Here is a 14,712-nt window from a genome sequence, read left to right on the forward strand (position 1 = left end):
TAGTTTTGGGTTTCATTTCTGCAAGGTTTCTCCTCGTTTTATATAGATTTCTTGCAGATATTATATCTTATAATTACTCATAAATATAGTCTGTGACTGTATTATCCACGTTATTCAGTGACGACTAGAATAATCGAAGCAGACACGAGACCTTCTTAGTATTTTTTCCATTCTTGTATTATTACTGTGCAGCTGACTGGAGGTGAGGCTCAGGAGTTAGGTTCCCGAATCACACAGCGGTCCTGAAAGTATCTGAAATATTTCCACAATATTATTGGAGGTGCAGTATATTGAAGAAGATCCTTGCGGTTATGGCAGTCATTTTTATTCTTTGTTCAGCAGGCGCGGCACTCGCAGCCGATCCCATCAAAGTCGGATATCTCGCAGCCCTCACCGGCGACTACGCAGCTTACGGAATCACTGAAGTAAACATGGCCAAAATGGTGGTCGGTGATGTCAACGCAAAGGGCGGAGTTCTCGGCCGCCCTATCGAACTTGTCATTTATGATACAAAGACACGCAACGAAGACGCAGTCAACGCTGTCCGCCGTATGATAGAGAGCGACAAGGTCGTAGCCATCATCGGAGCGAACTCGAGCGGGATCAACATCGCAACCGCTCCCATCGTTGACAAGGGCAAGACCCCGCAGATCTCAACAGTAGGGACCAACCCGCTCGTAACAGTCGACAACAAGGGAAAGGTCCGCCCTTACTCTTTCCGTATATGCTTCACCGACCCCTATCAGGGAGCTCTTGCTGCGGAACTTGCAATGACGACCCTCAAAAAGGACAAGGCAGCTATCCTTTACAACGTAGGTTCAGACTATGCACAGGGACTCAGGGAATTCTTCGTTAAAAGCTATACAGCCCTTAAAGGCAAAGTTGTTGCCGATGAGGGTTACCGTGAGACAGACGTCGACTTCCGCGCACAGCTGACGAAGGTAAAGAGCTCCGGGGCAAACGCCCTCTTCCTGCCGGGAATGGGTAAGGACATGGCCCTCATAATCAAACAGGCCCGGGAACTCGGACTCAATGACATCACCATCATCGGCGGCGACGGATACGGCGAGTTCATGAACGAGATCGCCGGGGACTCAATGAAGGGTACCTACTGGGTCAACCACACATACCTCGAAGATCCCGGCATGTCACCGATCTTTGCACGCTACAAGGAAGTCTACAAGGATGACTGTAAGGAATTCGTAAACGGAACAATGGCATATGACGCGACATACTGGCTCGTAGACGCGATCAAGCGCGCAGGCAAGGCTGAAGGCCCCGCGATAGCTAAGGCTCTCGAAGCAACAAAGGGACTCAAGCTCAACCATGCGACGCTGACGATCAATCCCAAGGATCACAACCCGCTCAACAAGGCAGGAATAATCCTCAAGGTCGGAGATGACCTTAAGGCCAAATTCTTCCAGAAAGTCGAACCCAAATAATTTCACTGAATGCTATTCCACGAGGGCTTGGGGAATCACTCCCCAAGCCCGTTCAGATCCTTGCTTCAGGTTCTGAGGACTGGTTAGGCACCAGAAAGGCAGAGGTGTTTTAAATTGGATATGATAATCCAGCAGGTCATCAACGGCCTCTCTCTCGGGTCGGTATACGCCTTGATAGCAGTTGGTTACTCACTCGTATACTCTATCCTTCTCTTTTCAAATTTTGCACATGGTGGTTTTCTCGTGATCGGCGGTTACATTTGCTATTTTGCACTGAGGGGTGCCGGGATGGGTATATTGGCAGCCTCTTTCGCCGCGTTGATCGGAGCGGGGATCTCAGCTGTCATAGTTGAGCGCCTGGCATACAAGCCGATCCGCGAGCGTACTCCCATCACACTTTATATGCTTATCGCATCGATGGGTATGAGCATCGTTATCGAGAATATTTTCGTAGTTACCGTCGGAGGCCGTTTCAGGGCGCTTCCTCCGGTGATTCCGACGCAACCGGTAAATGTCTTTGGCCTGGCAACGACCAGCGCTTTTGACCTTCTGTCGCTGGCAACCGCGGTAGTATTCCTTGTCGGCCTGCAGCTTTTCCTTTCAAAGACCAAATGGGGGCTCGCGATCAGGGCTGCATCTTACAATCTCCGTATAGCGGGGCTGATGGGGGTAAATGTAAACAGGCTGATCTCAATAGTCTTCTTCGTGGCCGGGCTCCTCGCGGGAGTCGGGGGCATATTTTTATCTGTTAGGTACACACTCTATCCGCAGCTTGGCATGATAACGACAAAAGCTTTTGTCGCAGCCGTTATCGGCGGGCTGGGTTCCCTTCCCGGGGCTGTTGTCGGGAGCCTGATCCTGGGTTTGGCAGAAATGCTGACGGCAGGTTTCATTTCCAGCCAGTTCAGGGACCTGGTGGTATTCGGCCTTCTCATCGTTACTCTCATTGTACGGCCCACGGGACTTTTCGGAAAATCCGTGGGCGAGAAAGTGTAGGTATCTGAAAATGGATGGTTACACTACCGGGATAATCACACTGCTTGCAATAAACTGCATAGCGGCATTGGGAGTATCACTCTTCACGGGCTTTACGGGAGTCTTTACGCTCGGTCATGCCGGATATATGGCGATAGGCGCATACACGGCAGCCATACTTACCGTGCAGTATGAGGTCCACTTCATCGGAGCCATAATTGCAGGGGGGATAGTTGCCATGATTTTTGCCTATCTCATAGGCATACCGACGCTCAAACTGGTCGGCGACTACTATACGATAGCCTCTCTGGGCCTTGGTGAAGCGATAAGGCTGGTCATAGAGAACTGGGAAAGCGTGACAAGGGGAGCCAGAGGCTATCCCGGAATAGAAAACTATTCCTCAATGTCTGTGGCTGTGGGCTTTCTGCTGGTGATGGGGGCAGGGATGTTCTTCCTGGTGAACAGCAACTACGGGAGGGCTTTCAAAGCATGCAGGGACGACTACGTGGCCGCTTCGCTGCTCGGTTTCAACACTGCAAGGTTCAGGGTCTTCAGTCTTGCCATCTCAGGCTTTTACTGCGGGGTCTCAGGCGCGTTGCTCGGAGGGTTCATGTCCTTTATCCAGCCTGTCATGTTCGACATGGCCAAATCCACAGAACTGGTCTCCATAGTCGTATTCGGAGGCCTGGGCTCAATGAGCGGATGCCTGATCGGAACGACCATACTGACACTGGTGACGGAGCTGTTCAGGCCGATATCGCAGTACCGCATGCTTGTCTACGGCCTGGTCCTTGTTCTGGTAATGGTCCTGAGACCTGAAGGGATCATGGGTACCAACGAGCTTACCAAAGATTACATCAAGGGCATCTTTTCCCGCAGGAAGAAGATCACTGCCGCCGACGGAGGTGTCCGCTGATGTCCGCCATGCTTGAACTTAAGGAAGTCAACAAGGCTTTCGGAGGCGTCCAGGCCGTCAAAGATATGTCATTCGTCATCGAAAATGGCGAACTTGCAGGGCTTATAGGCCCCAACGGCGCGGGCAAGACGACCATATTCAACCTTGTTACCGGTGTTTATGACGTAACGGGCGGAGAGATAGAATTCAAGGGGAAAAACATAAACAGGCTCAAGACCTTCCAGGTCATTTCGCTTGGCGTGGCAAGGACATTCCAGAACCTGAGGCTATTTACCGCATCTTCAGTCCTGGACAACGTTATGACAGCAGCCCAGCAGCATTATAGCTACAGCTTTTTCGAGGCTGTCAGCCATCTGGGAAGGTGGAAAAAGATGGAGAAGGCAGCCAGGGACGAAAGTATGGAACTGCTTGAGAGGGTAGGGCTCGCAGACCGCGCAGACCAGGCGGCAGGAACACTCCCTTACGGCATGCAGCGCCGCCTTGAGATCGCAAGGGCCATATCCCTCAGGCCCGAGCTGCTTCTGCTGGATGAGCCGGCTGCAGGAATGAACGCAGAAGAGGTCGAGCAGCTCAATGAACTCATCAGGCTCATCCATGCCGATTTCAAGCTTACGATACTGCTGATCGAGCACCACATGGACATGGTCATGGCCATATGCCCGCACATAGTCTGCATGAACTTCGGGGCTAAAATAGCTGAAGGATCTCCTGATGAGATACAGAGCCACCCTGAAGTCCTGAAGGCATATCTTGGAGAGGAGGAATAAGACTATGGAAAATGTCACCCCGATCCTCTCTGTAAAAAACCTCTCCGTGAACTACGGGGCCATCCGGGCGCTCAAAGGTGTCGATCTTGATGTATATTCCGGTGAAATAGTCGCCGTTATCGGAGCTAACGGAGCAGGGAAGTCGACCATGATGAGCGCGATAATGGGCGATGTGCCAAAGGCAGGAGGAGAGATCCTGATCGACGGGCATCCGCTCCCGTCAAGAAGTTTTCAGGTCGTTGCAGCGGGAGTGAGCCTCTCTCCCGAGGGGAGGAAAGTCTTTGCCCCGCTTACCGTCTATGAAAACCTCCAGATGGGCGCGTTCCCTCTGAAGGACCGCAGTATCGTCTCGGAACAGATCAAAAAAGTCTATCACCTCTTCCCGCGTCTGGAAGAGAGGCAGAGCCAGTATGCGGGGACACTGTCGGGAGGAGAGCAGCAGATGCTTGCCATCGGAAGGGCTCTTATGGCGATGCCCAGGGTCCTGCTCCTCGACGAGCCATCGCTGGGCCTTGCTCCGATAATAATCAGTGAGATATTCAAAGAACTTACAGAGGTCAACAGACAGCTGGGCATGACTATCCTCATAGTAGAACAGAATGCAAGGAAAGCCCTACTGCTCTCACACAGGGCATATGTACTCCAGACAGGAAAGATTGTAATGGAGGGGGATTCAAAGGAACTGCTGCATAATCCTGAGATAGAAGAGGCCTACCTGGGAGGGAAAAAGAAGTAGAAAAAGATTGCAGACGGTATATTTTTATTGAGGATCCTGCCCCATTGAGGACGGGATCCTCTTCTTTTATAGAGTCCGGATGTTTTCTTGTTCGGGAAGGTCTTAATAGAGTACAATAAAGTGCACCTTGAGCCGTGAAAGGAGTTGGGTCTGGTGGGGAAGAACGACAGCTATTGGTGGTATATAACTTTATCAGCAGAAGAGGGGCTGGAGGAAGTGCTTTTTTCCTTAGCCGACATTTCAGGAAGCATTGGGACTGAACTCCAGGAGCTTCCGCTCGGAGGGATAAGACTCAGGTCTTATTACAGAAGCAGCGAAGACCTTCACTTCTGGAAATCAAAACTTCTCGGTGCGATGCGGGAATGGGAGAACATTAAAATAGATGATTTCGGTAAAATCGAAAATCAGCCATGGAACGTAGCCTCAGAGGAGGCCTTTCCTCCTCTGTCGGTGGGGAAAAAAATGGTCGTCCTTGCCCCATGGCACAAAGGTACCGAACCGGAAGGACTCATACCCCTTTACATAAATCCGGGAAGCGCTTTTGGCACGGGGTATCATGAGAGCACACAGATCGTCCTCGAACTTATGGAGGATTTTGTAAAGCCGGGAATGACTACCGCCGACATAGGCACAGGCTCGGGGATACTGACCATATGCGCCGTCAAACTGGGAGCGGAAAAGGTGTATGCCCGTGACATAGATCCCGCTGTGATCGAAGAGGTCAGGAAAAATTTTGAACTCAACGGACTGGATCAGGACAAGATCGATCTTGCAACAGGCGATCTTCTTAAAGGATTCAGACACAGGGTGGACATACTCACTGCAAATATACTTCTCGAGCCGCTGATCACGATGGTCGGCCAGGTCCCCAAAATAATAGGAAAAGAAGGAATGGCCATTTTTTCTGGTATGCTCCTGACTGAGAGAGCGCGTTTTGTTGAAGCTATGGAAAATGCCGGACTGTCCATATTAAGGGAGCATGAGAAAGGAGAATGGTGGGGTGTCGCTGCCAAGGCTGCGTCTTGAAAAATGCATCCTAAAGGAAGGGCGCTGGCTTATTGACCGAGAACAGGCACACCATCTGATAAGAGTAAGGCGCTGCAGCACAGGTTCCCTGGCAGAGGGCCTTGCATACGGAGAAAAGATCAGCCTGCGGCTGTCATGCGAGGGTGAGGCAGTCTATGCTGAGGAATTGTCGAGGACTTCGGAGGACGGGCCGTCAACAGAGCTGCATCTTCTGCTTGCGATCCTCAAGAACGATCAGTTTGACCAGGCGCTCAGGTTCGCGGCTGAGACCGGTGTGCATACGATAAGGCTCCTCTCATGCGAAAGAAGCGTTCCAAGATACGCAGGAATCAAACTGGCTGAAAAAATGTCCCGGTGGGAGAAGATCTTGGATGAGGCGACCAAGCAGGCAGGAGCCGGATCTCCGCCACTGATAGTGCCGCCTGCAGCGCTCAGGGATCTGGATCCCGAATATTTGCCTGATCGCAGGTTTGCGGCGATGCTTTCCTTAGAGGCAGAACCTCTTTCAGAACAGGAGACAGGAGATGCTGCCGCGATCGCGATAGGACCGGAAGGAGACTGGTCTCCTTCCGAAGCGGGACTATTGCTTGAAAAAGGTTTCAGGCCGGTCAGTCTGGGAAGCAGGATACTAAGGGCAAGCACAGCTGTTGCGGTGGCGTGCGGCTGGTTCTCAATGAGATGAAGGATGATCTGAAATTGCTCTCATTATGCGACAGGACGTACTCGGTACATATTCAGGGCTGCCGGACCAACCAGTATGAGGGAGAGGCAATAGCCGCCCTGCTGGAAAAGGCGGGCGGTATCCATTCCCAGGATATGCCCGACATAACGGTTATTGTGAGCTGCACCATTACTGCGGCCGCAGACAGAAAGTGCCGTAAACTGATACGCAGGCTAAGGCGGGAAAACCCCCGTTCCCTTATCATTCTTTGCGGGTGCTATGCCCAGCGGATGTCCGATGCTGAAAGGGAGGCACTGGGAGTTGACGTTCTTGTCGGAAACCGCGTGAAGCACATGATCCCGGAGATAGCTTCTGACTGGCTCGAAAAAAAGGAAGGCAGATCGTCTCTTTCCCTTTTCAAGGAAGATATCATGACCGGCGGATCATGGGACGAACTGCTTCTCGACAGGCCCAGACTTCATACGAGAGCGTTCCTTAAGGTCCAGGACGGGTGCAGCCATTTCTGCAGCTATTGTATCGTACCCTATGTCAGGGGAAGGCCCGTGTCCAGGAATGTGAATGATGCGGTCGAAGAGGCAGAGAGGATCGTACGATCCGGCTGTCCGGAGATAGTTCTCACGGGAGTCCATCTGGGACTGCACGAAGACCTGCCGGTACTGGTAAGAAGGATCGGATCCATAGAGGGACTTAAAAGGCTGAGGTTCGGGTCGATAGAACCATTTGCTGTGGACGGTGAACTCCTGGATGCGATCGCCAAAACAGAAACATTCTGCAGACATCTGCATCTCCCTCTTCAGAGCGGCGATGACAGCGTTCTCGCTGCGATGAGAAGGGGCTATACAACAGGAGGATTCCGTGAGATCACAGACAACATCAGAGATAAGCTGGGAAATGAGATCCACCTGAGTACTGATCTTATGGTCGGATTTCCCGGTGAAGATGAAGAGGCATTTGAAAAGAGCATCAAATTTATAAAGGACATCGGCTTTGGAAAAGTGCACGTATTCAATTATTCACCAAGGGAAGGTACTGATGCTGCACTTATGCAGTGTCCCCCGGAAAAAGACGTCAGAAAAAGGATGGAAAGAGCTCTCAGTACAGCGGAGACCCTTCACAGGGATTACTGTTCCCGGTGGATCGGGAAAGAGGTCGAGATCCTTGTCGAGGAAAAAACAGAAGGCATAGTCCGCGGACTTACCAGGAACTATATAAGGGCTGACACGTTTTCAGAAAAAGCCGGAACAGGCAAAGAGGTCAGATTTATCCCTGAAAGATATGTTAAGGGTGTTTTGGCATCCGGCACTGTGGAAGGCTGCGATGGAGAATATTCCGATTTTCCAGAGTTTTTGTAACTGACCGCTTGTATCGAATTCAATAGTACGATACAATAACATGGTGTTTATCCCCCACTGCACATTTGTCTTTATGTTTTGTGAGTGGCCGAGAAAGGGGGGAATGTAGGTGACCACCGTAACGAGACGAGATAACGAGTCGATCGAAGACGCGCTCAAGCGTTTTAAGCGCGAACTTCGGAAGGTGGGAGTGCTTCGTGAAGCAAAAAAGCACGAGCATTACGAAAAACCCAGCGAGATCAAGAAACGTAAGAAGGCTGAAATGGCCCGAAACAGAGGCAGGAAGGCTGATTACTAGACATGTCGGACCTTTTGCTCAGGATCCAGAATGATCTGGTAGATGCAATGAAAAAGAGGGATGATCTCAGACTCTCGGTCCTAAGGATGCTTAAATCTGCCGCACAGATGGCCCAGATCGAAAAAGGCAAAGATATTCCGCTTACAGATGATGAAGTTCTTGTGCTGGTAAGGAGACTCATCAAGCAGCGGAACGAAGCGGCTGAAATGTACAGGTCCGGCGGAGCCCCAGACAGAGCTCAAACGGAACTCGATGAGATAAAGGTGCTTGATTCTTACCAACCGGAGCAGCTGCCGGAGGAAGAGATCATAAGGATCGTCGCAGAGATCTCTTCACAGGTCGGAGCCTCAGGCCCGAAGGATATGGGCAAAGTCATGGGCAAGGCAATGGCCGAGGTCAAAGGCCGCGCGGACGGCGGAAAAGTAAAAGATCTGGTCCTTAAACATCTTTCATCAATGTTGTAAACCAGGGAAACAAAATTAAAATGCCGGACTTGTGTTCGGCATTTTTTTCGTTCTGAGGCTCTCGGGCCATGATGATCACAGTTAAGTATCCGATACATCAATTTATCGAAAGGGGCGATCAGGATGAAGACATACGAAGTACCGCTTGTCCCGGGTCCGGTATCAGTTCCGGTAAAATTCAGGGAGGCTTATATGACTGATTTCGGAAGTTCTGACCTGGAAAAAGACTTCTATGAACTTTTGAAAGAGAACCAGAGACTTCTCAGAGAGATCCTCAAAACAACAAACAGTGTCACCATCCAGTCCGGAGAAGCTATGCTAGTTCTCTGGGGTGCACTGAAGAGCACGGTATGCCCGAAAGACAAGGTCCTGGCGCTCTCAAACGGTCTCTTTGGGCATGGTCTCGGAGAGATGGCGGAAGCTGTCGGCGCCGAGGTAAGGTATCTTGAAGCAGAAGACGGCAGGTTCATTGAAAAAAACATACTGCAACGTGAACTCGATTCATTCCGGCCTGATGTTGTGACCGCAGTGCACTGTGAAACCCCCAGCGGACTTCTCAACCCGATCGGCGATGCAGCTCCAATGATAAAAGAGAGCGGGGCCCTGTTTTGCGTTGATTTTGTCGCAAGCGCAGGAGGATCGGACGTAAGGGTGGACGAGTGGGGGATCGACCTGGGACTCCTTGGAAGCCAGAAATGCCTCTCACTCCTTCCGGACCTCTCCGTGCTGACGGTTAGCGAAAGAGCCTGGAGAGCTGCCGAAAGAGTCGACTATGCGGGCTACGACGCCGTTCTGCCGTGGAGAGATGCGGAGGAAAAGATGGAAATGCCCTGTACCCATAACTGGCACGCCAACGCCGCAATGAACCTCTCGCTGAAGTCACTGCTCGAAGAGGGACTTGAGAATTCTTTCAGGCGACACAACGAAACAGCCGTATACTGCCGTTCAAGGATAGCGTCAATGGGACTCGAGCTGTATGCAAGGGAAGAGGAGCTGGCATCGCCGACGGTGACAGCGGTCAGGATACCCTCCGGATGGACCTGGCCGCGGCTAGATGCATCGCTCAGGGAACATGGCATGGCTGTGGGTGGGAGTTACGGACAGCTTGCCGGAAAGGTGTTCAGGATAGGACACATGGGATCACAGGCAGATATCGGACTGGTACGAAAGGGCATGGATATTCTTGAGGAAGTGTTGAACAAATAGGACAAGACCTTTCTTTCTTTTTGTATGACCTCTTGAAAGCGGGCCTGCTGCAGGTCCGTTTTCAATCTTTCAGCGACTGTTCCTCTTTTTACTAAAAGTTTTATAAGTGAGTCATTTTTTGCTTTTTCTCATTTTCAATCACCATATATAGTGTTATACTTAAAAAACGTTCACATATAGTGTCTAGGGGGAATTCTGATGCGCTGTCCGGTATGCGGTGCACCTGAGACAAGAGTCATTGAAACCAGAAGCGTTGATGAGGGCAGGGTAAACCGGAGGAGGCGCGAATGCCCGGAGTGTCAGAACCGTTTTACCACTTACGAGAGGCTTGAAGAGAAAAACTACCTCTGGGTGGTCAAGAAGGACGGGAGCAGGGAGGCTTTTGACAGGGACAAACTTATGAAGGGACTTCAGAGAGCATGTGAAAAGCTGGCAGTCCCGCTTGAGAGGATAGAAGAAGCAGTTGCAGGCATTGAAGCGAAAGTAAGGGCAGGCGGACAGGGGGAGATCCCCACCTCAGTGATCGGAGAATATGCTTCAGAAGAGCTGAGAAAAATTAACAAAGTCGCTTACGTCAGGTTTGCGTCAGTTTACAGGGAATTCACTGATATCTCCAGCTTCACGCATGAGATAGCAAAACTACTGGAGGACAAGGAGGCACATCGTAATGGCAAATGATGCATTACAGGAACCGGGGTCATATTTCGGCAAACAGGGAAAACTCTTTGAGAAGCAGGGGGAGTCTACAGACCTTGCGCTTATGGTCGATGCTCTCGCCCAGGAAGAAAGCTCTCCCTGGGATGCCAGCAGGATCAGGGACGCCCTTATAATAGAGGCAGGAGTCGATCCTGCCACAGCCGAAGGCATAGCACTTGAGGTGGAAGAGGAACTCCTGAGGTATGGGAGGAGCCATGTCACGACAACGATCATCCGTGAAATGGTCAACGTCAAGCTTTTTCAGAGAGGCCTGGAGGCAAAACTTGCCGACCACAGCAGGATAGGCCTTCCTGTACACGACCTTGAGAAGATGATGCTCACCAAAAACAAGGAAAACAGCAATACGAGCCACAACCCAGAATCGATAAATCTTTCGATAGCAGAGATGGTCCTCAAGGAATACGCACTTACAAAAGTATTCACAAAAGACGTAGCCGATGCGCATCTTAAGGGAGACATCCACCTGCATGACCTGGGAATGGTCAACCGTCCTTATTGTTCCGGGCAGAGCGTCGCGTACGTTGCCCGCTACGGCCTTAATATCCCTTCTATAACAAGCGTCTCCAACCCGGCGAAGCACGCCGACGTGCTCCTTGCCCACATACTCAAGATGACATCGGTGCTGCAGAACCACTTTGCCGGAGCCATTGGATGGGACGCCGTCAACATGTACTTTGCCCCCTATCTGGTGGGGTGGACATACGATCAGCACAAACAACTTGCACAGCAGCTGATATTTGAATTCAACCAGCTGGCCGGAGGCAGGGGCGGACAGGTGGCCTTCACAGATATAAACCTTTATTACGAGATACCAAACCACTTCAGGGACGTCCCTGCGATCGGACCGGGAGGAAAATTTACCGGAAAGACATATGCCGACTACGATGCGGAATCGAAGCTCTTCCTGAAGGCGCTGTTTGACGTCTACATGGACGGAGACAGCAGAGGACAGCCATTCTTCTTCCCCAAGCCGCTGCTGCACATCACCGATTATTTCTTCAGGGAACCTGGTTGGGAAGAATTCCTTCATCAGGCCTGCGCCCTTTCGTCTGAAAAGGGTAACACATATTTTGTATTTGACCGGGGCGGAGTAGCGAAACTCTCAGAATGCTGCAGGCTCTCTTTTGAGCTGACGCCCGAGGACCTTGACGAGGCAAAGCACCCATGGAAGATGCGCTACTGTGCGCTGCAGAACGTGACACTGAACCTTCCGAGGGCAGCATACAGGTGCAACGGGGACGAAGAGGCTCTCTTTGAGATAATAGACGAAGAGATGGAACTGGCTGCGAAGGCGCATCTCCAGAAAAGGGCTTTCATAAAGAGCATACTGGACCTCGGCCTGCATGGTCCGCTAGCGGCACTCTGCGTATCACACGACGACGAGGGATACCTCAGGATGAGGAAGGCAAGCCACCTGATCGGGATACTCGGCCTCAACGAGATGGTGGAGGCTGTTACCGGAAGCCAGCTTCACGAGAGCGAACATGCGGAACAGCTGGGCAAGGCCGTGATACAGTATATGGATCTCAAGTGCCAGCAGCTATCCGAAAGGCTTGGCCTAAAGATAGTGCTTGAACAGACTCCCGCAGAGAGCACCGCACTTCGCTTCGCCAAGCTTGACCTGAGGTCATATCCCGATGTTGCCCGCCGGTACATTAAAGGAAGTTTCGAGACAGGTGAAATATATTACACAAACAGCACTCATCTCAATTATAAACTGGTCCAGGACCCTATAGACAAGGTAATGAGGGAAGGAGAGCTCCACCCGATGATCAAGGCGGGAGCCATCACCCACGTATGGATGGGAGAACACAAGCCCGATCCGGCGGCGCTGGCCTCCTTTGTCATCAAGACGTTCAGGCATTCAGAAAACGCGCAGGTCGCCTTCAGTCCCGAATTTACTATATGCAACGATTGCAACCACATTGAGAGAGGGCTTTCCGATTCCTGCTCGAGATGCGGCTCTGAAGATGTCGACGGCATTACAAGGGTAACAGGGTATTTCACAAGGACTTCTTCCTGGAACGCAGGCAAGAGGGGAGAGCTCAGAGACAGGGCAAGAGGTCCGGTCAAGGCTCCGGTATGACAGTACCTGTAGATCCTGAAAGATTTATTGCGGGGGGATATCTCCCCGCATCTTTTTTAGACTGGGACGGACATGTCGCTGCAGTGGTATTCACACGTGGATGCAATTTCAGGTGTCCCTGGTGCCATAACAGCGAACTTGTACTTGGTAAGAGCGAAAAGCTGGACTTGGTCCGGATAACAGACGATATACGCAGGAGAAAAAAATTCCTTGACGGGGTCGTCCTTACAGGAGGGGAGCCTACACTTTGGAGCGGACTCTTCGATTTTATTCGGAAAATGAAAGAGCTTGAAATAAGCGTAAAACTTGACACCAACGGCTCGATGCCTGAGATCCTTGAAAGGCTTCTTGAAGAGGACCTGGCGAGCCATGTGGCGATGGATGTCAAATCACCGATTGACAGATGTTCCCTCAAAAGAGTTACTGGAGTCGATGCGGATCCTGAGGCCATAAGCAAAAGCATTGCCCTGATAAAAAGGGCAGCACCATCATATGAGTTCAGGACGACTTTTATCGACGGTCTCCTCACCATCGAAGACATGAAGAAAATCAGAAATGAGCTGGACGACGACTCTCACTGGGTGATACAGCCATTCAGGCCAGTCGGCTGCCTTGACCCCGATTTCTGCAGCCGTCCCCCGGCAGACCCAGACAGGCTCAAGAAAGAGTTCCCGGACATCAGGGTTAGAGGATGACCTTACCATGTCTCTTTGATCATTGGGGACCATTGACAGAGACATGATGAAAAAGATCTGTGAATGAGTTATAATTGTCGGCGCACAAGCACAATTTTTCAGTTTTTGTAATAAAAAATCCAGTTGAGAAGAGGGTGTTCTGCAGTGAAGTTAACGAAGAAGATCATGGTGGCTTTTTGTATCATACTCGTCATGGCAGGAATGGCTATGGCAGCAGATACGGTGAAGATCGGAGTTTACCTCCCTGTAACAGGAGGAAACGCGATAGGCGGACAGCTTGAGCTTGACGGCGTTAAGCTGGCCCACAAGGAAGCACCGACCGTACTCGGTAAAAAGGTTGAGATCATATTCGTCGACAACAAGAGCGACAAGGTCGAAGCCGCAAATGCAGTCAAAAGGCTTGTAGAAAAAGAGAAGGTCAACGCAATAATTGGGACATACGGTTCTTCGCTTGCAATGGCGGGGGGAGAAGTCGCCGAGAAGGCCCGTATCCCGATGGTGGGTACCTCCTGCACCAACCCCCTTGTTACCCAGGGCAAAAAGTACGTCTTCCGCGTATGCTTCATCGACCCCTTCCAGGGAGCAGGCGCAGCTGCCTTCGCCAAGGAAGAGCTGAAGGCAAAGACAGCGGCATGCCTTATAGAGGTAACTGAGGACTACAGCGTGGGACTCGCGTCATTCTTCGAGCGCAGTTTTACGAAAAACGGCGGCAAAATTGTTGCGAAACTGAACTATCAGAAGGGCGACCAGGACTTCACAGCCCAGCTTACGGAGATAATCAGCAAGAACCCTGATGTTCTTTACATCCCTGCAAACTTTGCCGAAGGCGCGATAATAATGCGCCAAGCCAAGGAACTTGGCGCCAAGTTCAAAATTTTGGGCGGCGACGCAATGGACAACCCCGAAATAGTCAAGATCGGCGGAGACTCTGTCGAAGGTTTCAGCTACACTACATTCGCATATGCGCCCGAGATGCCCAAAATGAGCCCGATAGCCAAGAAATTCACAGAAAACTGGAAGAAAGCTTTCCCCGGCAAGGACCCCAACGCACTCACAGCATGCGGTTATGACAGCTATATGCTCATCCTCGATGCCATCAAGCGTGCAAACAGCGACGATCCTGAGAAGATAACGGCAGCTATCGCTGCAACAAAGAACTTCCCCGGAGTCACAGGAAATACAACGATCAACGCTTCCCACGACGCAGAGAAGTCTGTCGGGATCATGCAGATCAAGAACGGTAAGAGGATATTCCTTACTGTAGTAGAACCTAAATAATAAATTAACGGCATATGCTCCTAAGACGGGGGAGGGTTTATCCCTCCCCTTTTTCGAGAGCGGGGAGAATAA

15 protein-coding genes are annotated in these 14,712 nt (G+C 51.1%); all 15 read left to right on the forward strand.

Features of this window, described 5'->3' with window-relative positions; genetic code table 11:
- Nucleotides 1–290: 290 nt before the first annotated feature.
- The 15 genes from OLM33_01415 to OLM33_01485 all read left to right on the forward strand — a co-directional run bounded on the left by OLM33_01415 (nt 291) and on the right by OLM33_01485 (nt 14,640).
- Complete coding sequence (locus OLM33_01415; GenBank protein ID MCW1712333.1) at nt 291–1,442, forward strand: ABC transporter substrate-binding protein; 1,152 nt, start codon at nt 291–293, stop codon at nt 1,440–1,442.
- A gap of 114 nt (nt 1,443–1,556) precedes the next feature.
- On the forward strand, nt 1,557–2,438 hold the full coding sequence (locus tag OLM33_01420) for a branched-chain amino acid ABC transporter permease (GenBank protein ID MCW1712334.1): 882 nt from the start codon (nt 1,557–1,559) through the stop codon (nt 2,436–2,438).
- A gap of 10 nt (nt 2,439–2,448) precedes the next feature.
- The gene (locus OLM33_01425; GenBank protein ID MCW1712335.1) at nt 2,449–3,333 is read left to right on the forward strand and encodes a branched-chain amino acid ABC transporter permease; all 885 of its coding nucleotides are present in this window, start codon (nt 2,449–2,451) and stop codon (nt 3,331–3,333) included.
- Nucleotides 3,333–4,100, forward strand: coding sequence for an ABC transporter ATP-binding protein (locus OLM33_01430; protein MCW1712336.1), 768 nt, complete (start codon nt 3,333–3,335; stop codon nt 4,098–4,100). Before OLM33_01425 ends, OLM33_01430 begins: the two co-directional genes overlap by 1 nt.
- Nucleotides 4,101–4,104: 4 nt before the next feature.
- Nucleotides 4,105–4,836: an ABC transporter ATP-binding protein gene (locus OLM33_01435; protein ID MCW1712337.1), complete on the forward strand. Its 732-nt coding sequence runs from the start codon at nt 4,105–4,107 to the stop codon at nt 4,834–4,836.
- 153 nt (nt 4,837–4,989) lie between these two features.
- Nucleotides 4,990–5,862 (forward strand): 50S ribosomal protein L11 methyltransferase, encoded by an 873-nt coding sequence (locus tag OLM33_01440; GenBank protein MCW1712338.1) that lies wholly within the window; start codon nt 4,990–4,992, stop codon nt 5,860–5,862.
- Nucleotides 5,837–6,544, forward strand: coding sequence for a 16S rRNA (uracil(1498)-N(3))-methyltransferase (locus OLM33_01445; GenBank protein ID MCW1712339.1), 708 nt, complete (start codon nt 5,837–5,839; stop codon nt 6,542–6,544). Before OLM33_01440 ends, OLM33_01445 begins: the two co-directional genes overlap by 26 nt.
- Complete coding sequence (gene mtaB / locus OLM33_01450; protein ID MCW1712340.1) at nt 6,541–7,896, forward strand: tRNA (N(6)-L-threonylcarbamoyladenosine(37)-C(2))-methylthiotransferase MtaB; 1,356 nt, start codon at nt 6,541–6,543, stop codon at nt 7,894–7,896. Before OLM33_01445 ends, mtaB begins: the two co-directional genes overlap by 4 nt.
- A gap of 109 nt (nt 7,897–8,005) precedes the next feature.
- On the forward strand, nt 8,006–8,194 hold the full coding sequence (gene rpsU, locus OLM33_01455) for a 30S ribosomal protein S21 (GenBank protein MCW1712341.1): 189 nt from the start codon (nt 8,006–8,008) through the stop codon (nt 8,192–8,194).
- Nucleotides 8,195–8,196: 2 nt separating this feature from the next.
- Nucleotides 8,197–8,658 (forward strand): GatB/YqeY domain-containing protein, encoded by a 462-nt coding sequence (locus tag OLM33_01460; GenBank protein MCW1712342.1) that lies wholly within the window; start codon nt 8,197–8,199, stop codon nt 8,656–8,658.
- A gap of 123 nt (nt 8,659–8,781) precedes the next feature.
- Nucleotides 8,782–9,864 (forward strand): aminotransferase class V-fold PLP-dependent enzyme, encoded by a 1,083-nt coding sequence (locus tag OLM33_01465; GenBank protein ID MCW1712343.1) that lies wholly within the window; start codon nt 8,782–8,784, stop codon nt 9,862–9,864.
- 198 nt (nt 9,865–10,062) lie between these two features.
- Nucleotides 10,063–10,542 carry a transcriptional regulator NrdR gene (gene nrdR, locus OLM33_01470; protein MCW1712344.1) on the forward strand — a complete coding sequence of 160 codons (480 nt, stop codon included), beginning with the start codon at nt 10,063–10,065 and terminating at the stop codon, nt 10,540–10,542.
- Entirely contained in the window at nt 10,532–12,667 is a 2,136-nt protein-coding gene (nrdD, locus tag OLM33_01475; GenBank protein ID MCW1712345.1) for an anaerobic ribonucleoside-triphosphate reductase, read from the forward strand. Before nrdR ends, nrdD begins: the two co-directional genes overlap by 11 nt.
- Nucleotides 12,664–13,362: an anaerobic ribonucleoside-triphosphate reductase activating protein gene (locus OLM33_01480; protein MCW1712346.1), complete on the forward strand. Its 699-nt coding sequence runs from the start codon at nt 12,664–12,666 to the stop codon at nt 13,360–13,362. The genes nrdD and OLM33_01480 overlap by 4 nt, the downstream gene beginning before the upstream one ends.
- Before the next feature lie 144 nt (nt 13,363–13,506).
- Nucleotides 13,507–14,640, forward strand: a complete 1,134-nt coding sequence (locus OLM33_01485) for an ABC transporter substrate-binding protein (GenBank protein MCW1712347.1) — start codon at nt 13,507–13,509, stop codon at nt 14,638–14,640.
- The last annotated feature ends 72 nt before the right edge of the window (nt 14,641–14,712 follow it).

This window comes from Synergistaceae bacterium DZ-S4, assembly GCA_025943965.1.
Classification (GTDB): domain Bacteria; phylum Synergistota; class Synergistia; order Synergistales; family Synergistaceae; genus Caenicola; species Caenicola nitritireducens.